At 70.2% G+C, this 20,293-nt stretch carries 19 protein-coding genes and 1 tRNA gene; 10 read left to right on the top strand and 10 right to left on the bottom strand.

Annotated features, from left to right (window positions below; translation table 11 throughout):
- Positions 1 to 16: 16 nt before the first annotated feature.
- Positions 17 to 844 carry a maleylpyruvate isomerase family mycothiol-dependent enzyme gene (locus tag DN069_RS33120; protein ID WP_111506955.1) on the bottom strand — a complete coding sequence of 276 codons (828 nt, stop codon included), beginning with the start codon at positions 842 to 844 and terminating at the stop codon, positions 17 to 19.
- Positions 845 to 961: 117 nt separating this feature from the next.
- On the opposite strand from DN069_RS33120, the gene DN069_RS33115 reads away from it, so the two are divergent.
- Together DN069_RS33115 and DN069_RS33110 are read left to right on the top strand one after the other, a co-directional pair.
- A complete protein-coding gene (locus tag DN069_RS33115; RefSeq protein WP_111506944.1) occupies positions 962 to 1,756 on the top strand; it encodes a carbon-nitrogen family hydrolase in 795 nt (264 codons plus the stop codon).
- Between the two features lie 157 nt (positions 1,757 to 1,913).
- On the top strand, positions 1,914 to 3,197 hold the full coding sequence (locus DN069_RS33110; RefSeq protein WP_111506943.1) for an MFS transporter: 1,284 nt from the start codon (positions 1,914 to 1,916) through the stop codon (positions 3,195 to 3,197).
- On the opposite strand, the gene DN069_RS33105 is transcribed toward DN069_RS33110, so the two are convergent.
- Positions 3,194 to 4,153, bottom strand: coding sequence for a LysR family transcriptional regulator (locus tag DN069_RS33105; protein WP_111506942.1), 960 nt, complete (start codon positions 4,151 to 4,153; stop codon positions 3,194 to 3,196). The two genes, DN069_RS33110 and DN069_RS33105, sit on opposite strands and share 4 nt — an antisense overlap.
- A 70-nt stretch (positions 4,154 to 4,223) precedes the next feature.
- Between DN069_RS33105 and DN069_RS33100 the strand changes: the two genes are divergently transcribed.
- Complete coding sequence (locus DN069_RS33100; RefSeq protein ID WP_111506941.1) at positions 4,224 to 5,297, top strand: TDT family transporter; 1,074 nt, start codon at positions 4,224 to 4,226, stop codon at positions 5,295 to 5,297.
- Positions 5,298 to 5,310: 13 nt separating this feature from the next.
- On the opposite strand, the gene DN069_RS33095 is transcribed toward DN069_RS33100, so the two are convergent.
- The 6 genes from DN069_RS33095 to dnaK form a co-directional block, all read right to left on the bottom strand.
- Positions 5,311 to 5,838, bottom strand: a complete 528-nt coding sequence (locus DN069_RS33095; protein WP_133260123.1) for a hypothetical protein — start codon at positions 5,836 to 5,838, stop codon at positions 5,311 to 5,313.
- Between the two features lie 201 nt (positions 5,839 to 6,039).
- Positions 6,040 to 7,059, bottom strand: a complete 1,020-nt coding sequence (locus DN069_RS33090) for a helix-turn-helix transcriptional regulator (protein ID WP_111506939.1) — start codon at positions 7,057 to 7,059, stop codon at positions 6,040 to 6,042.
- 459 nt (positions 7,060 to 7,518) lie between these two features.
- Entirely contained in the window at positions 7,519 to 7,968 is a 450-nt protein-coding gene (locus DN069_RS33085; protein WP_243640073.1) for a heat shock protein transcriptional repressor HspR, read from the bottom strand.
- Between the two features lies 1 nt (position 7,969).
- A complete protein-coding gene (dnaJ, locus tag DN069_RS33080; protein WP_111506938.1) occupies positions 7,970 to 9,139 on the bottom strand; it encodes a molecular chaperone DnaJ in 1,170 nt (389 codons plus the stop codon).
- 93 nt (positions 9,140 to 9,232) lie between these two features.
- On the bottom strand, positions 9,233 to 9,919 hold the full coding sequence (gene grpE / locus DN069_RS33075) for a nucleotide exchange factor GrpE (RefSeq protein WP_111506937.1): 687 nt from the start codon (positions 9,917 to 9,919) through the stop codon (positions 9,233 to 9,235).
- Entirely contained in the window at positions 9,916 to 11,769 is a 1,854-nt protein-coding gene (gene dnaK / locus DN069_RS33070; RefSeq protein WP_111506936.1) for a molecular chaperone DnaK, read from the bottom strand. Before dnaK ends, grpE begins: the two co-directional genes overlap by 4 nt.
- A gap of 246 nt (positions 11,770 to 12,015) precedes the next feature.
- Between dnaK and DN069_RS33065 the strand changes: the two genes are divergently transcribed.
- The 5 genes from DN069_RS33065 to DN069_RS33045 all read left to right on the top strand — a co-directional run bounded on the left by DN069_RS33065 (position 12,016) and on the right by DN069_RS33045 (position 17,820).
- A complete protein-coding gene (locus DN069_RS33065) occupies positions 12,016 to 14,214 on the top strand; it encodes a 4Fe-4S dicluster domain-containing protein (RefSeq protein WP_111506935.1) in 2,199 nt (732 codons plus the stop codon).
- 340 nt (positions 14,215 to 14,554) lie between these two features.
- Positions 14,555 to 14,953 (top strand): LamG domain-containing protein, encoded by a 399-nt coding sequence (locus tag DN069_RS40545; RefSeq protein WP_165845744.1) that lies wholly within the window; start codon positions 14,555 to 14,557, stop codon positions 14,951 to 14,953.
- 46 nt (positions 14,954 to 14,999) lie between these two features.
- Positions 15,000 to 15,929, top strand: a complete 930-nt coding sequence (locus DN069_RS33055) for a LamG domain-containing protein (protein WP_111506933.1) — start codon at positions 15,000 to 15,002, stop codon at positions 15,927 to 15,929.
- Between the two features lie 93 nt (positions 15,930 to 16,022).
- Positions 16,023 to 16,832 carry a Yip1 family protein gene (locus tag DN069_RS33050; protein ID WP_133260122.1) on the top strand — a complete coding sequence of 270 codons (810 nt, stop codon included), beginning with the start codon at positions 16,023 to 16,025 and terminating at the stop codon, positions 16,830 to 16,832.
- A gap of 121 nt (positions 16,833 to 16,953) precedes the next feature.
- Positions 16,954 to 17,820 carry an alanyl-tRNA editing protein gene (locus tag DN069_RS33045; RefSeq protein ID WP_111506931.1) on the top strand — a complete coding sequence of 289 codons (867 nt, stop codon included), beginning with the start codon at positions 16,954 to 16,956 and terminating at the stop codon, positions 17,818 to 17,820.
- 6 nt (positions 17,821 to 17,826) lie between these two features.
- Here the strand turns inward: DN069_RS33045 and dcd are convergent, their stop codons facing one another.
- Together dcd and DN069_RS42055 are read right to left on the bottom strand one after the other, a co-directional pair.
- The gene (gene dcd, locus DN069_RS33040) at positions 17,827 to 18,402 is read right to left on the bottom strand and encodes a dCTP deaminase (protein ID WP_111506930.1); all 576 of its coding nucleotides are present in this window, start codon (positions 18,400 to 18,402) and stop codon (positions 17,827 to 17,829) included.
- A 144-nt stretch (positions 18,403 to 18,546) separates the two neighbouring features.
- On the bottom strand, positions 18,547 to 18,765 hold the full coding sequence (locus DN069_RS42055; RefSeq protein ID WP_111506929.1) for a hypothetical protein: 219 nt from the start codon (positions 18,763 to 18,765) through the stop codon (positions 18,547 to 18,549).
- 213 nt (positions 18,766 to 18,978) lie between these two features.
- Between DN069_RS42055 and DN069_RS33030 the strand changes: the two genes are divergently transcribed.
- Both DN069_RS33030 and DN069_RS33025 read left to right on the top strand, forming a co-directional pair.
- Positions 18,979 to 19,052 (top strand) — tRNA-Gly (locus DN069_RS33030).
- Positions 19,053 to 19,212: 160 nt separating this feature from the next.
- Positions 19,213 to 20,280, top strand: a complete 1,068-nt coding sequence (locus DN069_RS33025; protein WP_165845743.1) for a glycoside hydrolase family 26 protein — start codon at positions 19,213 to 19,215, stop codon at positions 20,278 to 20,280.
- Positions 20,281 to 20,293: the final 13 nt, after the last annotated feature.

The following is a 20,293-nucleotide window of genomic DNA, read 5'->3' as shown; positions in this document are numbered from 1 at the left end:
CGCGCCCCTGAGGTGGTCAGGGCGTGACGGCGAAGTTGTCCAGGATGCGGTGGCCAAGGGACTCGTCGCCCTCGAGTTTCGCCTCCGCGGCGTGCGCGGGGACGCGGCCGCAGGCGAGGCGGGAGAAGGTCTCCCAGTCCATGCTGAGGCGGACCGAGGGGACCAACAGCACCTCGCCGTCCACCCGGCCGCGGCCGTCGACGTCCACGTGGACCGTGCGCATGAACTCCTGCTCGCCGTGGACGTCGAAGACCGCCGTGGAGCCCGACGGGGCGCCGGCCAGTTTGGCCACGGCGCGCGGGAGCATCTCGATCAGGTAGTCGCGCGTGATCGCGGCCGCCGGGGAGTCCAGGTTGCCGGGGCGGGCCAGGGCCCGCCGGATGTCCTGCTCGTGGGTCCACACGTCGAAGACGCGCGTGCGCAGCAGCTGGTGGTAGGGGACGTCCCGGCTGTAGGGGCCCATCGGCCAGCGGACCTCGTCCAGCGGCTCGTACCGGGTGCTCCGCAGGGCACGGCCCCGGCGGATCACGGTGTACTCAAGCTCCGAGGCCATCTCCACCGCGGTGTGGCAGCGCCGCTTGTCCACCGGCACCTCGCAGTGGCGGCTGAACTCGTCCACGACGTGCCGCAGATCGCGTGGCAGCGTGTGGATGGGGCGTGGATCGCCCAGGAGTTCGGACTCCATGGCGATGATGTGCGAGACGACGTCCCGCACGGACCACCCCGGGCATTCGGTGGGTCGGTTCCACGCTCCCTCGGGGAGCGGGGCGACCAGCTCGGATATGGCCTCGATGGACTGGGTCCAAGCATCGGCGTACGCCTGGACGGTCTGCTTGTCGGTCACGTTCACGACCCCTCGGCGGAGCAGCCAACTGCGCTATCGGCACGTTACGCTGCCTGGAGTGCCCAGGCAGCGCTTTCCGGTGTCGATCGTAGGGCTCTTGACGAAACGGGTGGTACCGTGCGCGCTTCTCTTGTCCAGATCGATGTCAACGAGCGCGAGTCGGCGGACGAACGCCGGGCCCGGATCGCGGAGTTGGTCCGCGCCCAGCGCGGGGTCGCCGACCTCGTGGTGCTGCCGGAGCTGTGGCCGCTGGGCGGCTTCGCCTACGAGGCGTGGGCGGACGGCGCGGAGTCGTTGGAGGGCCCCACCGCCGAGGTGATGTCCGCGGCCGCCCGCGACGCGGGCGTCTGGCTGCACGCCGGCTCGATCGTGGAGCGCGACCCGGAGGGGCCGCTCTGCAACACCTCGCTGCTCTTCGCGCCCGACGGCGAGCTGCACGCCTGGTACCGCAAGATCCACCGCTTCGGCTTCGACAGCGGCGAGGCCGCGTTGATGGCGGCGGGCCAGGAGCTCTGCGTGGTGGACACGCCCTTCGGGCGGATGGGCCTGGCGACCTGTTACGACCTGCGTTTCCCTGAGCTGTTCCGGGCGGTGCTCGACCAGGGCGCGGAGCTCTTCGTCCTCCCCTCGGCCTGGCCGGCCCGCCGCGCCGGCCACTGGTCCCTGCTGGCCCGCGCCCGCGCGGTGGAGGAGCAGGCGCTGGTCTTCGCCTGCAACACCGCGGGCACCCACGGGGGCGTCCCGCAGGCGGGTCTCAGCGTCGTGGTGGACCCGTGGGGCACGGTCCTCGGCGAGGCGAACGGCGGTGAGTCCGGCAGTACGGAGGAGGTGCTGACGGTCGAGTTCGACCCGGCGGTCGTCGCGCGAACCCGCGCCGAGTTCCCGGTGCTGCGGGACCGTCAGAAGTGGTGAGTCAGTGGCCGGAAACGGTAAACGTGCGAGTGGCAGGAAGATGTCACCGATGCCCGTGGTGGCAGATCTGGTGATGGCTCCGTAAAGCGACCATGATGACGCGCGCTCATACCCCATTTTGGTTGGCCCGCGACCAACTATGCGGTAATTATGATGAGTGCCTGACAAAACAGCGTCGACAACGACGCCTCTCCCCTCACAGGCGCGCTCATCGCTGTGGCGCGACAGGGACTTCCTGCTGCTCTGGAGCGGCGGGGCGGCAAGCGACCTCGGCTCGGCCGTGTCAACTCTGCTCATCCCGCTGATGGCTGTCCAGAACCTGGGTGCGACCACCTTCCAGATCGCCATGCTCAGCCTGGCCCGCAGACTTCCGGCGGCGCTGTTCACGCTTCCGGCCGGCGTCGTGGTCGATCGGGTCCGCAAGCGCAGGCTGATGATCTGGTGTCAGATTCTGTGTGCGCTGGCCATGGGATCCGTGCCGGCCGTGGCTTTCTTCGGACACGTACACCTTTGGCAGCTCTACCTGGTCACGGCTCTGGTCGGGAGCGTCACCGTTTTCTACAGCATCGCCAATATCAGCTATCTCCCCAGCGTGCTGACGCGCGAACAGCTCGTGGACGGTAACGCGAAACTCAACTCCACCGAGACGGCCTCCGATGCGGCCGGACCGGCTCTGGGTGCCCTGTTGGCCGGTGTACTCACGGCGGCGCGGGCTGTCGCGGTCGACTCCGTCTCCTACGTGATCGCGACTGCCACCCTACTGCTGATGCGCACCCCGGACGCCGGATCCGAAGCGGACCGGGCCAAGGCCGTTCCGGTCAGCTTCCGTGCGGCCATGACGGAGGGCCTGCGCTACGCCTGGGGCAATCCGGTGCTGCGTGCCATCACCTGCTGCACCGCGACCGCCAACCTCGGCATCATCGCCATCGGCAGCCTGGAGGTCGTCTACCTGGTGCGCGGCCTGCATACGTCCGCTCCCGTGGCCGGTGTGGTGCTCGGCACCGGAGTGCTGGGCGGCTTCGCAGGCAGCCTGGTCGCACGCCCCGTGACCGCCAGGGTGGGCAACGCACGGGTGATGTGGCTGGCGTTGATCGTCTGTGCTCCGTTCGCGCTGCTGATGCCGCTGGCCTCTTCCGGTTTCGGGCTGATCCTCTACTCGCTCGGCTGGGCAGTCTTCAATGCCGGCGGCGCCGTCTATCAGACCGCGCAGATGGCCTACCGCCAGTCGATCATCCCGAAGGAGCTGCTCGGTCGCGTCAACGCCGGCATCCGTTGGGTGGTGTGGAGCACGATGCCGCTGGGGGCACTCCTGGGCGGCGTGCTCGGCGCTTGGCTCGGCCTGCACACCGCACTGTGGGTTGCCGCGTGCTGCCTCGCCGCCACCGGCCCTTGGCTGCTGGCCTCGCCGCTGCGCCGGTGGCGGGACATCCCGGAGACCTAGGACGGCCGGGTCCGGTCGCGCTGCTCGGGCCGCGGGCCGCGCTTGGTGCGGATGAGGGCGAGGAGTTCGCGAGCAGGGCCTTTGGGCTTCGCGCCCATGGGCCAGACCGCCCGAAGGGGTCGTTCCAGGTCGAGGCCGGTGACCGGAACGGCCACCAGGCGGCCTGCGGCCAGGTCGTCGGCCACGGCGAGTTCACTCAGCACGGCCGGGCCGGCTCCCGTGGTCGCCGCGGCTTTCAGGGCGGTCGTCGACGCGAGTGTGAGCAACGGTTCGGCGAGGCCACCCGCGGACGCGAGTGCCGCGTCCAACACCTCGCGGGTGCCACTGCCCTGCTCCCGCAGGACCAGCCGCGTCGCGGCGACCTCCGAGGGCGGCACAGGCGCCCGGCGGCGCGCCCAGCGGTGGGTGGGGGCGACCACGAGCACCAGCCGGTCCCTCGCGATCACTGTGGTGTCCAGCCCGGACGGGATCCGCATGCCCTCGACGAAGCCGAGGTCCGCCTCGCCGTCCAGGACCTGGGCGGCGACCTCGGTGGAGTTCGCGGCGCGCAGCGTCACGGCGGTGCCGGGGAGCGCGGCGTGCAGGGCCAGCAGCCAGCCCGGCATCAGGTACTCGGCGACGGTCAGGCTCGCGGACACCCGCAGGCGGGCGTCACGGCGCTCCCGTAGCGCGGCGATCCCGGCGTCGAGCGCCTGGGCGGCGCTGACCACCTGCGCCGCCCACTCGGCGACGAGCGCGCCCGCTTCCGTGGGCCGCGATCCTCGCGGTGAGCGCTCCAGGAGGGTGACGCCGATCTGACGCTCCATCGCCGCGATGCGTGCCGAGGCGGCGGGCTGGGTGATCCCGACCTCCGCGGCGGCGCGGCCAAGACTGCCCAGTCGCACGACCGCGAGCAGCAGCTCCAGCCCGCCGAGCTCGGGCACGTGGGAGGAGAGGGGCGCCGGGGACGAGCTCATAGATCCAGCTTATGCCCCGATCGAAGATTGGTCCCTACCGGCACGAACGGCGCGGACCGAGGCTGGAGACATGGCTACCACCGTGCTCCCCACCCCGCTCACCAGGCGGTTCACCGACCACCCCGTCATCGAGGCCGCCGGCCGCTTCGGGCCGAACTGGTACGCGGCCGTGATGGGCACGGCGATCGTCGCCAACGGCGCGCACGTCCTGCCCGGCGGAGTGCCGGCGCAGTTCGCGGAGGTGTTCTGGGCGCTGGGCTTCGCCGGGCTGCTGGCGCTGGGCGGGATCCGGCTGGCGGGCCGGCTGCACCACGCCCGGGTCCGTCCGCTGGACGACCCGTCCGTCGCCGTCTTCCTGGGCTGCCCGCCGATGGCGCTGCTGGCCGTCGGCTTCGGCGCGCTGGGCGCGGGCGAGCCGCTGCTGGGTGCGGGGAACGCGGTGGCCCTGGACGCCGTGCTGTGGACCCTGGGGACCCTCTACGGGCTCTGGGCGGCCGGGACGGTGATGTTCAAGCTCGTGACGCACTACGACGTCGCCCGCGCCGACGCCGCGCCCACCTGGCTGCTGCCCGTGGTCGCGCCGATGGTCTCCGCCGCGCTCGGGCCGGCGCTGATCCCCCATCTGCCGGCCGGGCAGCCGCAGCAGACGATGCTGCTGGCGTGTGTGGCCATGTTCGGCCTGAGCCTGATCTCGGTGCTGGTGCTGCTGCCGTCGCTCTTCGCCCGGCTCGCCCACGAGGGTCCGCTGCCGCCCGCCCTGATCCCCACGCTCTTCCTGGTGCTGGGCCCGCTCGGGCAGTCCGTGACCGCCGCGACCCAGTTCGCGGCTCACGGCCCGGCCGTCTTCGGCGGCTTCGCCCTGCTCTACGGCGTGCCGGTGTTCGGCTTCGCGCTGCTGTGGCTGGCGGTCGCGGGCGCGGCGACGGTGCGCGGACTGCGCAAGGGCATGCCGTTCGCGATGACCTGGTGGGCCTACACCTTCCCGGTCGGCACCTGCGTCACCGGCGCGGCCGGCCTCTACGCCCGCACCGGGCTGGCCGCGTTCGCGGTGATCTCGGTGGCGCTGTTCGGGCTGCTGGTGTCGGCCTGGGCCGTGGCGGCGGTGCGCACGGCCCGTTCCCTGCCGGCCTTCGTGCGGAGCTGAACGCGCCGAGGGGTCAGGACGCCTCGGGGTAGGTAACCGAGGTGTCGGCCCAGTCGAGCGCGGTGATGATGGTGTGGCGCAGCTGGGAGTCGGTCCAGGAGGTGTCGAACTCCAGCGGCAGCACCGGGGAGACCTCCTCCAGCGTGGAGATCATCGGGCTGTGGGCGACGGCCTTGTCGACGAGCAGCACGACCGGCTTGCGCAGCGCGGTGGCCCAGCCCAGTTCCATGCCGACCCCGGCGGACAGCGGCGAGCCGACGTAGGCGATCGCCAGGTCGGCCGACTGCATCGCGCGGAACGCGGAGGGGACCCGGAGACCGACGCCCACACCGCGGGTGGTCCACACGTCGTCGTGGTGCGTGCTGAAGACGCTCACGCCGGCGTCGAGCAGGGCCTCGCGCAGGGCGGATATCCGACCGCGCAGCGCCAGACTGAAGACGCCGTCGGCAGGACCGGTGAGGCGCAGAGACGGGGCGGCGAGGAAGACGCGCATGGTGCGGCGTGCGTCTGCCGCGAGTTCCGCGTCGGACAGCTCGGTCATCACGATGGGCTCCATCGACATGGTTGACCGCACAACGACAACTCCCGTACGTTGCGGGATGGGTGTCGGTCGGTCATACGGGGGATCAGGTGCCGGCGCCGGCGACCCTTGGGGGGATGCTTCGATGGTGCTGGGGAGAACACGTGAGCGTCCAGCGGCGCCCGGTGACATCAAACTGCCGCGCGGTGGCACGAGAGGGCGTCAGCCTTCCAGACCCTCGCGCTTGAGCAGCCCGAGCTGAGCAGCCCGCACTCCGGCCTCGAATCTGCTCTCGGCGCCGAGCTCCTGCATCAGGGCGGCGATGTGCCGGCGGCAGGTGCGCACCGACATCCCGAGTCTGCGAGCCACCACCTCGTCCTTGAGGCCCTGCGCCAGGAGTTCCAGCACCGACCGCTTGAGGTCGTCGGACGCGTTCTGGTAACCGGGACCCTCGTCGATGAACGGCGTGGAGGTGATCCAGAACTGCTCGAAGAGCGCGCACAGGAAAGAGATGAGCACCGGCTCGCGGACGACGAGGGCTCCCGGCTTCTGGTCCGGGTGGGTTCTCTTCGGAATGAACGCGATCTCGCGGTCGACGATGAAGAGAATGTCGGGCAGTTGGTCGGCCGTGCGAATCTCCGCTCCCGCCTCGACCATTGCGCTCACGTACGACCGCATGCTCAGCTGGGTGCGGGTGGTGTGTTGGTAGATCATCCGGAAGCGGACACCGCGCCGCGCGATCGTCAGGTCGAGCGGGAGGGAACTCTCCAGCTGGTCGGGGTTGCGTCGACCGCCCGGTTGTACGGTCATGAAGTCACGGGTGCACTTGGAGACGGCATTGTTGATCATCAGCTGGACCTCGGCGGGGTCCGCGACGATCTCCAGACCGCCGGGCACAGGCCCTGATACGGTCCGACCGAGATAGGCGGGCATCAGCTGCAAAAGGCGTTCCCGCGTGGTGTCCACGGCCGACCGTGCGGCGCGGATGGCGTCCTCGAACGGCTCGGCCAGCTTGGCGGCGGCGAACTCCGGGCTCACCGGTCGAAGGCGTGAGTCGCCGTTCGGTTCCGACTGAAGCAGGAAGTGGGCGACCAGTTCGTCGCGACACTTGGCGAGGCCTTCCTTGTCCAGGCCGGTCACCTCGGCGGCGCTGTCCCAGATGAACTCCCCGTCCACCAGGGCGCGCCGGTAGACGGTGACTGCTTCTGCGGTCAGAGCAGTGGGCAGTTGCGGGCTCGTCATCGGAGTTTTGCCTGCCTTATCCGGTTTCATCCTGTGGCCACTTCAGGTCTGGTCACTTGTTGCCACTATCGAACACTGACTCGTGCCAGATCCGTACCCCATTGTGGTGGATGGTCGCCCTCCGGTCGGCGGCTGACCACCACTGGATCGCTTCCTGCATACTTCGCTGTTCGATCCCCTAGAGAGAGGGAAGGCTCAATGCGCACATCGCACCGTATGTTGTGGAGGGCCGCTCTCGCTGGAGGAGTTGCCGTCGTGGCACTGCTCATGACCTCCGGCCCGGCTCCCGCTGACAGCTCGTGGGGTGCCGGCCACTCCATCGCGGTCGCCGCACAGCGCTGAATCTCCCCGGTCGATCCTCCTCGACGACCGGGGTCTGCAGAAAACCGAGGGACCGTGCCTCCCCGGACACGGTCCCTCGGTTTCGCATGCCCATCGGGCGCTCGGCTCGGACCGGCCTCAGCGCGAGCCGTCCGGACGGGGCTTGGGGCGCCAGACGACCAGGGCGGAGCTCTGCTGGTACGGGACCAGGTCGCGGCGGTAGGAGGCGTGGACCGCGGCGGCGGCCGCCTCCGCGGCGCCCTGGAGTTCGGCGACGCGGGCCTGGAGCGCGGTGACCTGGTTCTCCAGCTCGATGATGCGCTTGATGCCCGCCAGGTTGATGCCCTCCTCCTGGGAGAGGCGCTGGACCTCGCGCAGCTGCTCGATGTCCCGGGCCGAGTACCGCCGGCCGCGGCCGGCCGTGCGGTCGGGGGAGACGAGGCCGAGGCGGTCGTACTGACGCAGGGTCTGCGGGTGCAGCCCGCTCAGCTCAGCCGCGACGGAGATGACGTAGACCGGGGTGTACTCCGTCAGCTGGTAGGCCACCCTGCGGGGGCCGCCGCCCGGACCGTCCGTCATGCCTGCCATCTCACGCCTCCTCCGCTGCCTTGAACAACGCCGCCCGCGGGTCCTCCGCGGAGGTCGCGTCGCGGTACTTCTCCAGAGCCGCCTTGGCCTCCCCCTCCGTCTTCGGAGGGACCGCCACCTCGACCGTCACCAGCAGGTCTCCACGCGTGCCGTCCTTGCGCACCGCGCCCTTGCCGCGGGCCCGCATGGTCAGGCCGTTGGACGTGCCGGCGGGGAGCTTCATGGTGACCGGCGAACCGCCGAGCGTCGGCACCTTGATGGTGCCGCCCAACGCCGCCTCGGGGAAGGAGACCGGCACGGTCACCGTCAGATTGTCACCGCGCCGGCCGAAGACCGGGTGCGGGGTGACGTGGACCGTGACGTACAGGTCGCCCGCGGGGCCGCCGCGTTCGCCCTGCGCGCCCTTGCCCTTGAGCCGAATGCGCTGGTCCTCGCCGACGCCGGCGGGGATACGGACCTGCATCGTCCGGGCGGACGTCGCGCGGCCGCTGCCGTGGCAGACCTCGCACGGGTCGTCGACCAGCAGGCCGCGGCCCTTGCAGTCCCGGCAGGGCTCGCTGAGCGCGAAGTTGCCCTGGCCGCGGCTGACGTAGCCGGTGCCGACGCAGGTGGGACAGACGCGCGGGGTGGTGCCCGCCTTCGCGCCGGTGCCCGCGCAGGCCTTGCACGCGGCCTGACTGGTCATCCGGATCGGGACCGTCGCGCCCTCGACCGCCTCGACGAAGCTCAGCGTGACCGCAGACTCCACGTCCGCGCCGCGCCGCGGCTGCGTGGTGGTGCCCCGGCCGCGGCCGCCGAAGAGGCCGCCGAACAGGTCGCCCACGCCGCCGCCGAAGCCGCCGCCCTGAGAGGTCTGGCCGGCGCTGCCGCCGAAGAGGTCGCCCAGGTCGAAGTTGAAACCGCCGCCCGCGCCACCGGGGCGGAAACCGCCGTTGGCGAAGAGGGCGCGCGCCTCGTCGTAGTCCTTGCGGCGCTTGGGGTCCGACAGGACGTCATTCGCCTCGGAGATCTCCTTGAAGCGCTCCTCGGCGGCCTTGTCGCCCTTGTTGGCGTCCGGGTGGTTCTCCCGGGCCAGCTTGCGGTAGGCCTTCTTGATCTCAGCGGTGGAGGCGTCCTTGGGCACGCCCAGGATCTTGTAGTAGTCCTTCTCCACGTAGTCCTTGCCGCTCAACGCGCTCCCTCCTCACCACTGCTGATCGTGATCGTACGACCAGGGGCCGGCCGCGAGGCCCGCTCCTGCGTGCTCGCGGTCGGCCCCGGTCGGTTACTTCTCGGCGGCACTCTCGTCCTTGGAGCCCTTGGCGCTCTTCGCACCCTTGGCGTCCTCGGAGTCGTCTGCCGTTGCGTCCTTCTCCTCCTTGGCACCCTCCGGGACGGAGGAGCCGCCCGGCTCCGGCTCGGCGACGGCCACCCGCGCGGGGCGGATGATCCGGTCGCCGATCTTGTACCCAGGCTGGAGGATCTGCACGCAGGTCGTCTCCTCGACGTCCGGCGAGTAGCTGTGCATCAGTGCTTCGTGCAGCTGGGGGTCGAAGACCTCCCCCTGCTTGCCGAACTGCTGCAGGCCCAGCTTGGCGACGACCGTCTCCAGCGACTCGCCGACGGACTTGAAGCCACCCGTCAGCTCGTCGTGGTCGCGGGCGCGGCCGATGTCGTCGAGCACCGGGAGGAGGTTCTCCAGGATCGCCGCGACGGCGATCTCACGGACCGTCACCCGGTCGCGCTCGACGCGCTTGCGGTAGTTCTGGTACTCCGCCTGGAGCCGCTGCAGGTCAGCGGTGCGCTCGGCCAGCTGCTTGCGCAGGTCGGCGACGGACTCGGTGCCCGCCTCCGTCTCCTCCGCCGCGGCCGCGGCCGCGGCGGGCTTGGTGCCCGCCGCGCCGCGACCCTTGGCGGCCTTGCCGGAAGCGGCGCCGGGCTCCTCAGCAGTGCCCCGCGTCTCTTCCGTCACTTGGCACCGCCCTCGCGCTTCTCGTCGTCGACGATCTCGGCGTCCACGACGTCGTCCTCGACGTGGGCGTCGGCGTGCGGCGCGTCCTGCGGGCCGCCGGCCGCGGCCGAAGCCTCGCCGGCCTGGGCGTAGAGCGCCTGGCCGAGCTTCTGGGAGACGGTGGACAGCTTCTCGGAGGCCTCGCGGATGGCCGCGCTGTCCTCACCCTTCAGCTTGTCCTTCAGGTCGACGACGGCCGCGTTGACCTCGTCCTTGATGTCGCCGGGGACCTTGTCCTCGTTGTCCTTGATGAACTTCTCGGTCGTGTAGACGAGCTGCTCGGCGGTGTTGCGGGTCTCCGCGGACTCGCGGCGACGGTGGTCGTCCTCCGCGAACTGCTCGGCCTCGCGCATCATCCGCTCGATGTCCTCCTTGGGGAGGGCCGAGCCGCCGGTGACGGCCATGCGCTGCTCCTTGCCGGTACCGAGGTCCTTGGCGGAGACGTGCATGATGCCGTTGGCGTCGATGTCGAAGGTGACCTCGATCTGCGGGACGCCGCGCGGCGCCGGCGGCAGACCGGTCAGCTCGAACATGCCGAGCTTCTTGTTGTACGCCGCGATCTCGCGCTCGCCCTGGTAGACCTGGATCTGCACGGACGGCTGGTTGTCCTCGGCCGTGGTGAAGATCTCGGAGCGCTTGGTCGGGATCGTGGTGTTGCGCTCGATCAGCTTGGTCATGATGCCGCCCTTGGTCTCGATGCCGAGGGACAGCGGGGTGACGTCGAGCAGCAGGACGTCCTTGACCTCGCCCTTGAGGACACCGGCCTGGAGGGACGCGCCGATGGCGACGACCTCGTCCGGGTTGACGCCCTTGTTGGGCTCCTTGCCGCCGGTCAGCTCGCGGACGAGCTCGGCGACGGCCGGCATACGGGTGGAGCCACCGACCATGACCACGTGGTCGATCTCGGACAGCGCGATGCCGGCGTCCTTGATGACGTTGTGGAACGGGGTCTTGCAGCGGTCCAGCAGGTCCGAGGTCAGCTGCTGGAACTGGGAGCGGGAGAGCTTCTCGTCCAGGTGCAGCGGGCCCTCGGCGGAGGCCGTGATGTAGGGCAGGTTGATCGTGGTCTCGCTGGAGGAGGAGAGCTCGATCTTGGCCTTCTCGGCCGCCTCGCGCAGACGCTGCAGCGCCATCTTGTCCTTGGACAGGTCGACGCCGTGGCCGTTCTGGAACTGCTTGACCAGGTGGTCGACGACGCGCTGGTCCCAGTCGTCACCACCGAGGTGGTTGTCACCGTTGGTCGCCTTGACCTCGACGACGCCGTCGCCGATCTCCAGCAGCGACACGTCGAAGGTGCCACCACCGAGGTCGAAGACCAGAATGGTCTGGTCGTCCTTGTCGAGACCGTAGGCCAGGGCGGCGGCGGTCGGCTCGTTGACGATGCGCAGGACGTTGAGGCCCGCGATCTCACCGGCCTCCTTCGTCGCCTGACGCTCGGAGTCGTTGAAGTAGGCCGGCACGGTGATGACCGCGTCGGTGACCTTCTCGCCCAGGTAGGACTCGGCGTCGCGCTTCAGCTTCTGCAGCACGAAGGCCGAGATCTGCTGCGGCGTGAAGTCCTTGCCGTCGAGGTTGATCTTCCAGTCGGTGCCCATGTGGCGCTTCACGGACCGGATGGTGCGGTCAACGTTGGTGACCGCCTGTCGCTTGGCGACCTCGCCGACGAGAACCTCGCCGTTCTTCGCGAAGGCGACGACGGACGGTGTGGTCCGGGCGCCCTCGGCGTTGGTGATGACGGTGGGCTCACCGCCTTCGAGGACGCTGACGACAGAGTTCGTCGTACCGAGGTCGATTCCGACCGCACGAGCCATCGTGGAACCCTCCAAGAGAGGAAGTTGAGCTGAACAGACTCAAGAGTGCCCGAAGCCTCGGCGTTCGTCAACAGACATGAGCGAGGCTGGCTCAACTTTATGTCGCCCCTACGCCGCATGGGCGGTGGTGCGCTATGTCACCTCTGGTTCGACTGGGGATTGGGTACGTGAATCGCTACGCTCAGCTTGAACTGAGATAAGTTACTGCTGGGTAGTTGTCGCTCCGTGGTCCTTTGAGGAGCCCGCATGCAAATCGCCGCGATCATCGTGTCGCTGGTCCTGGCCGTGGTCGGCGTGGCGCTCTTCGCGCGCGCGTTCCTTGTGATCTACGGCTTCGTCCGGCTCGGTCAGAACGTGCCCGCCGGCTCGCGCACCAACGACTGGAAGGACCGCACGGTCACCGTCGCCCGCGAGTTCTTCGGTCACACGCGCATGAACAAGTGGGGCATCGTCGGCTTCGCCCACTGGTTCGTGGCGGTCGGCTTCTTCACGCTGTTCCTGACCATCGTCAACGCCTTCGGTCAGCTCTTCCAGGCCGACTGGCTGCTGCCGGTCATCGGGGACTGGCAGATCTACGGCGCGTTCGTCGACTTCATCGGCGTGATGACGACGCTGGGCATCCTGACGCTGATCGTGATCCGGCAGCTGAGCCACCCGCGCCGTCCGGGCCGCAAGTCCCGGTTCGCGGGCTCCAACTTCGGCCAGGCGTACTTCGTCGAGACCGTCATCCTGATCATCGGCCTCTGCATCTACACCCTCCACTCCCTGGAGGGTGCGCTGCACCACGTGGACCACTACCAGGCCGAGTACTTCCTCACCTACCCGCTGGTCGCCGCGCTCAAGGGCCTCAGCGTCTCCACGCTGCAGAACCTGACCTACCTCTTCGCGATGATCAAGATCGCGACCTCCTTCATCTGGATGATCACGGTCTCGCTCAAGACCGACATGGGCGTGGCCTGGCACCGCTTCCTCGCCTTCCCGAACATCTGGTTCAAGCGCAACGCCAAGGGCGAGGTCGCGCTCGGCGCGCTGCTGCCGATGCACTCCGGTGGTCAGCCGATCGACTTCGAGGACCCGGCGGACGACGCCGTCTTCGGTGTCTCCCAGGTCGAGGAGTTCTCCTGGAAGGGCATCCTCGACTTCTCCACCTGCACCGAGTGCGGTCGCTGCCAGTCGCAGTGCCCGGCCTGGAACACCGGCAAGCCGCTGTCGCCCAAGCTGCTGATCATGAGCCTGCGGGACCACGCCTACAACAAGGCCCCGTACCTGCTCGCCGGCGAGGACAAGTCCGACGTCCCGGCCGCCGCCGCTGCCGAGGCCGAGCGCCCGCTGATCGGCACCGCCGAAGAGGGCGGCGTCATCGACCCGGACGTGCTGTGGTCCTGCACCACCTGCGGCGCCTGCGTCGAGCAGTGCCCGGTGGACATCGAGCACATCGACCACATCGTCGACATGCGCCGCTACCAGGTGATGATCGAGAGCAACTTCCCGACCGAGGCCGGGACGATGCTCAAGAACCTGGAGAACAAGGGCAACCCGTGGGGTCTGGCCACCAAGGCACGCCTGGACTGGGTCAAGGAGCTCAAGAAGGAGACCGGCATCGAGGTGCCGATCATCGGTGAGGACATCGAGCCCGCCGAGGTCGAGTACCTGTACTGGGTCGGCTGCGCCGGCGCCCTCGAGGACCGGGCCAAGAAGACCACCAAGGCCTTCGCCGAGCTGCTGCACACCGCGGGCGTCAAGTTCGCGATCCTCGGCAAGGAGGAGACCTGCACCGGTGACTCCCCGCGCCGCCTGGGCAACGAGTTCCTGTTCCAGATGCTCGGCGCGCAGAACGTCGAGACGCTGAACGCGGCCCTGGAGGATGCTCCGGTCAAGCGGATCGTCGCCACCTGCCCGCACTGCTTCAACACCCTCGCCAACGAGTACCCGCAGCTGGGCGGCCACTTCGAGGTCATCCACCACACCCAGCTGCTGCAGCACCTGATCGACGAGGGCAAGCTGCTGCCGGTCAACCCGGTCGAGGGTCTGATCACCTACCACGACCCGTGCTACCTGGGCCGCCACAACAAGGTCTACACGCCGCCGCGCGAGATCATCGAGAAGGTCCCCGGGCTCCGCAACGAGGAGATGCACCGCCACAAGGAGCGGGGCTTCTGCTGCGGCGCCGGTGGCGCGCGGATGTGGATGGAGGAGCGGATCGGCAAGCGCATCAACACCGAGCGCGTGGACGAGGCGCTGTCGCTCAACCCCGACATCGTCTCCACCGCCTGCCCGTTCTGCCTGGTGATGCTCTCCGACTCGGTCAACGGCAAGAAGAACGAGGGCGCGGCCAAGGAGTCGCTGCGCGTCGTGGACGTCGCCCAGCTGCTGCTGGAGTCGGTCAAGGCCGACCCGGCCGCGCCGGAGGCCCCGGCCGAGGAGCCGGAGCCGGTCTCGTCCTGAGCCTGCGCCTGAACGCCCCGACGGCCCACCGGATCCCGGGATCTGGTGGGCCGTCAGCGTTTGGCAGCCCTGGCCGGCGGCGTGGCCGCCGTGGCTCCCTCGGCGTCCGCCACGGCCGGCGCCACCACCGGCGCCGCACAGCGGTGGCCCGACCGTTCCGGGCCACCCGAACCGAGCTCGCCGACGCCACCGGACACCTGCGGCTGACCGTCAGCGGCCCGAAGGGCGCCATCGCGCACATCAAGGGCGGCTGGGTGCTGAACACGCACCCGGGCGCCTACGCCACCGCCCAGTCGGCCACGGCGGCGGTGAACATCAAGCACGCCTTCACCGTCTCCGCGTGCACCCCGGCGGTCCGGCGCTGTGGAGCTTCAAGGTCGACGGCCAGGTGGGCGGTCAGTACACCGCCTACGCCCCGGCCCGGTTCCACGCGTCGAACACCTGGGCGCTGCTGACCGGCATCTGGAACCCGACCGCCCACCGCGCGTACCTCTACGTCGATGGCGTCCTGGCGGCCTCGCACTACGCGCCGAACGTCACCACCAACCCCGGCGGCCTGGTGCTCGGCGTCTCACGTGACGGCCAGCGCGCGGCCAACACCTGGGACAACCCGTGGAGCGGCCTGATCGGCCACGTCCAGGTGTGGAACCAGGCGCTGACCCCGGCTCAGATCGCGGAGATCAAGAAGTACGGCGGCCCGCGCCGGGTCCGCGCCGCGCACGCGTGGCTGGTCGCCTGACCGGCCGCCGTCCTGGTGTTCGGGGAGGGTGGTTAGGCTCGCCCGCATGAGTTACGGCGGCTACCAACCTCCCTCCCCGATCCGTCCACCCGAGCCGGACTGGAACGCGCTCGCGGACCGGCACGACGAGGAGCAGCGCCGCAACCGGGTGCGTCTGATCGGCGCGATCGGCGGGGCGTTCCTGCTGGGCGCGGTGGCCGGTGGGGTCGGCATGAAGGTCGTGGACGGCGGTGGCGGCAACACGCCCGCCGCGTCGTCCTCGCCGGCGCCGACCGGCGCCTCCAGCTCGGCGGCGGCATCGCCCTCGGCGTCGGCGAGCGCCTCCCCCGCCTCGGCCGTCCTCGCCGACTCCGTCGGCGGGGTGTCGCTGACGTACGGGAGCGGTGCGCAGGTGCGTCCCGGCAACGGCAGCAAGGTGCTCTGGCTGGACGGCTCCGCGAACGGCTACGCGTCCGCCCCGGGACCTGTGGTGGACACCGCCCACGGTTTCACCGTCTCCGCCTGGGTGCTGTTGAAGCAGCCCCAGGGCGGGTCCATCGCGGTCAGTCAGGGCGACGGCGGCTACTACGCCTTCGCACTCGGCCGCGACTACTGGCCCGGCCACCACGGCTGGGTCTTCAAGGTCCAGACGCGGGCCGGGAATTCCGACTCCTACGTGCGCGCCGCCGACAGCAGCGGCGAGGCGAAGCTCGACACCTGGGTCCACCTGACCGGCAGCTACGACGCGGTCCACCACAGCGTCGCCCTCTACGTGGACGGCAAGCTCGCGGGGACCAGCCCCGCGGCGGGCATCTGGCAGAACGGCGGCGCGCTGCAGCTGGGCCGGACCCGCTACCGGAACGGCTGGACGGACAGCTGGGACGGCGCCGTCGCGCACGTCCAGATCTGGACCAGGACGCTGACCGCGGCCCAGGTGGCGGGCGCCGTCCACGACAGGTCGGGCGTGGCCCCGGCGCACTCCTGGTTGGTGAGCTAGGACGCTCCGGGAGATCGTTCCGCACGTGTCACAGCTCTGTTCCGGGTGATCACAAGATCGTTCGAGGGTGGCACGGGCGGGTACCGTCGGGTTGTGCGTCTACGAGGAATGAAGTTCGGCGGGGGAGCGCGGGGGCAGCAGGCCGAGCAGGTCACGGCTCCGCGCCCGGTCGCGGTCGACCCGGCCGACGAGCCCGGTCACACCCGCGCGTTCACCGTGCCGGAGATGCCCGCCGCGGGCTACGACGGCTACGGCCCGTACGGTCAGGCGGGTCGCGGCGGCGGCTACGGCGAGGGTGACGACCGGGACGAGCACGTCGCCGTCTACCGGGCGGGCCAGCCTCACCCGCAGGTCGGCTCCGAGCGGCTGCCGTGGCGCGAGCTGCTGCGCGGCATCCTGCGGCAGCCCACGCGCACCTTCGCGCAGATGCGCACCCACCACGCCTGGGGCCCGGCGCTGGTCGTCTCCGCGGTCTACGGCTTGGTGGCCGGCCTGGCCTTCGGCAGCACCAGCGACCAGGTGATGCACTCGACCTTCGCCATCGCCCTCACCATCCTGCTGAGCAGCGCCGCCGGCTTCGTGCTGTGCGGGCTGATGCTCGGCTCGGTCACCCACGCCCTGGCCCGCCGCCTCGGCGGCGACGGCGCCTACGCGCCGACCGTCACCCTGGCCATGCTGATCTCCTGGCTGACGGACGCGCCGCGTCTGGTGCTGGCCCTGTTCCTGCCGGCGGGCAACGCGGTGGTGCAGACGCTGGGCTGGGCGACCTGGGCGCTGTGCGCCTGGCTGCTGGCCGCGATGGTGCGGCAGTTGCACGACCTGCCGTGGGGCAAGGCACTGACGGCCGGCGCGCTGCAGCTGATCATGCTGCTGGTGCTGATCAAGCTGCCGACCCTGGGCTGAGCCCGCGCTGCCCGGTTTGTTGTTCAATGGTCGGCAGACCCTCGATCGTTCGATCGCACGGCGGCGACCCCGACCGTGTCGTTCCGACCGTGCCCACCCGACCGTGCAACGGAGCCCGCTCATGACCGCGCCGTCCCTTCCCGCCGTCTCCACCCAGGTGACCTTCCCCGCCGGAGGCGTCGCGGACCGGTCCGCGGTCGTGGCCTGTCTGCCGCTGCCCGACGGCCGCCACGGCGTCGTCGTCGAGCGCACGCCGTTCCACCCGCTCGACCACACCTGGCCCGACCAGCCCGCCGACACCGGCACGCTGGGCGGCCGGGCCGTGCTCGACTGCGTCACCGGCGCCGTCGGCCCCGAGGGCGAGTTCGCGCTCGGCGCGGACATCCCCGTGCGGCGCGGCGACGCCGAGTGGGCCTGGCTGGTCGTCCACGTGGTCGCCGAGCCGGTCGCGGTGGGCGAGGAGGTCGAGCTGCTCGTCGACGCCGACCGCCGGGCGGCGCTGAGCGCCTCCCACACCGGCTGCCACCTGCTGGCGCTGGCCCTCAACGCGGCGCTGGCGTCGCGCTGGCGCAAGGACCCGGGCCGCGCCGACTCGCACGGCAACCCGGACTTCGACTCGCTCGCGATGGACACCTCGCGGATGGACGCCGCCGCGAGCTACGACGTCTACCGGATCGGCAAGTCGCTGCGGAAGAAGGGCTTCACGGCCGACGGCCTGGCCGAGGACCTCCCGGCGATCACCGACGCCGTCAACGCCCGCCTGGCCGCCTGGGTCGCCGCGGACTCCGCGGTCCGCATCGAGGCCCCGGGCCCCGAGCTCACCGCGCGCCGCGAGTGGCACGCGGAGCTGCCCGAGGGCCACGCCTCGATCTTCTGCGGCGGCACCCACCTGCACCACCTCGGCGAGCTGGCCGCGCTCGGCGCGGAACTGCGCCTGTCCGAGGACGGCAGCGAGCTGACCGTCACCACCACGCCGAAGCGCGCCTAGGTTGTCCTAGATCTTGGTCCGGTGGAAGTTCAGGTAGGACCGGGAAGGCGTCGGACCACGCTGGCCGAGGTAGCGCGAACCGTAGCGCTCGGACCCGTACGGGAACTCGGCCGGCGAGGTCAGCCGGAACATGCACAACTGGCCGATCTTCATGCCCGGGTAGAGCTTGATCGGCAGCGTGGCGACGTTCGACAGCTCCAACGTCACGTGGCCGCTGAACCCGGGGTCGATGAAGCCGGCGGTGGAGTGCGTCAGCAGGCCGAGCCGGCCGAGGCTGGACTTGCCCTCCAGACGGGAGGCGATGTCCGTCGGCAGGGTCACCACCTCGTAGGTGGAGGCCAGCGCGAACTCACCCGGGTGCAGGATGAACGGGTCGTCCCCGTCCGGCTCGACGAGCCGGGTCAGGTCGGGCTGCTCGACCGCCGGGTCGATGTGGGGGTACTTGTGGTTCTCGAAGACCCGGAAGAACCGGTCGAGACGCACGTCGATGCTGGACGGCTGGATCATCTCCGGGTCGAACGGGTCGATGACCACGCGACCGGACTCGATCTCGCTCCGGATGTCCTTGTCTGAGAGCAGCACGGGTCGAGACTACGTGCATGGCAGGACCCCCGCCCAATCCGGCGCGGGGGTCCGTCCACTTCCACCCTGCGTGTGCGTGATCGCTACGCGAGGCTCGGTCACTCTTTTCCGCGCTACGCGAGGCTCGGTCACTCTTTTTCCGCGCTACGCGAGGAAGTCTGCAGCCTCCCGCCGCAGCGCCCGCGTGATCTGCTCCGTCGACAGCACCGCCAGATCCGCGGGCACGGCGCTGCGCAGCCGTGCGCACTGAGGACACCGCATCAGTCGGCCTGGGCCGATCCGTGCGGGTCGCAGATTCTGAAGCGGGAAACTCCCGGTGCTGAACAGGTGCCCTTCGGCACAACGGACGACAGTGCGCTCCATTGCATCCTCTCCCCAACGCCGTAGGCCAGCCCTGCCACATTAGGGGATCTTCCGGACATACCGCCCACAGGCTCGCCGACCCCGGCCCTGACTCCTACCCCGGCCATCCGCGCGTCACAGTACGCCCACGCCGCACGGGCACACCACCGCTGCACGTGAGGCGCACGATGGGGTAGAGTGAGAATGGATCGACCGTCTCTGACGGGTGATCAGGCGGGCGTAGTTTAATGGTAGAACATGAGCTTCCCAAGCTTAGAGCGCGAGTTCGATTCTCGTCGCCCGCTCCACAGGTAAAGGCCCAGGTCAGGGACATGATCCCCACCCTGGGCCTTCGTCGTTCCCAGGCTCCTGGCGCCCTTGGCCGGCCACTCGTGAGGCGTACGGGTCGTTCGTGTGTGCGGGCGGATAGACTCCCCGGCGAACCGGAAGTTCCCTGGGGGTTTTCTCTTGCGCACCACCCGTGCAGCCCTGCTCGCGCTGCTGCTCGTGCTCTGCGCGGCCGGTTGTGGGGAGTCCGCGGACGGGGTGGGGCGGGGGGCGCCCGGGAGTTGGGTCAGGCCGACGGGGCGGGCCAGTGCGGCGCCGACGCCGAACGTGCCAACCACGACGCAGTTGCTGAACCCCGACGGGGACTACTTCGGGGTGAGCACCGTCGGTTCGCCGCAGCCGCAGGAGACGGCGAGTGTCGTGGCCGCGGCCGGGCAGCATCCGACGATCCTGGAGTACTTCCGCAACTGGACCGAGCCGTTCGATCCCGACGCGGTGCGCGAGAGTTGGGACGAGGGCGCGGTGCCGCTGCTGACCTGGGAGCCCGCGTCGCAGTCGAAGGCGACGGACCAGCCCGAGTACGCGCTGAAGCGGATCGCGAACGGCTCGTTCGACAGCTACATCACCCAGTACGCCCTCGCCGTGAAAGCGGTCGGACTGCCCGTCATCATCCGCTTCGCGCACGAGATGAACGGCAACTGGTACCCCTGGTCGGAGCAGAACAGCGGGAACGCGCCGGGCGACTTCGTGAAGGCCTGGCGCCACGCGCACGACGTGTTCGCCAACGCCGGGGTCACCAACGCGATCTGGCTGTGGAGCCCGAACACGGTGCGGGGCACGCCGGAGCAGTCGGTGGAGCCGTACTTCCCGGGCGTGGACTACGTGGACATGGTCGGCGTCGACGCTTACGGCTTCGGGGAGAAGACCGCGGGCGAGGTGCTGGACCCGACGGTGGTGCAGCTGTTGCAGCTCACCCGGAAGCCGATCCTGATCGCCGAGACCGGGGCCCAGCCGGGCGCCGAGCAGCCCGGGTGGACGGCCAGTCTGTTCAGCTGGCTGCACCGGCATCCGCAGGTGATCGGCTTCGTCTGGTTCCAGCACAGCGTCGCCGAAGGCGCCTGGCACGACTACCGGTTCACCGTCGACCCGGCCACCCAGACCGCGTTCCGGTCGGGGCTGGCCGGACTGACGCTGCGTCGTTGGCCGGTGGCCTCGGTGCTGCCGCCCTCACCCACCGCGAGCGGCTGAGAACGGCAGCACG

The sequence above is a fragment of the Streptacidiphilus pinicola genome (genome assembly GCF_003258295.1).
GTDB classification, from domain to species: domain Bacteria; phylum Actinomycetota; class Actinomycetes; order Streptomycetales; family Streptomycetaceae; genus Streptacidiphilus; species Streptacidiphilus pinicola.
Note: the sequence above shows the minus strand (reverse complement) of the source record. Positions and strands in the feature narration are given on the sequence as shown.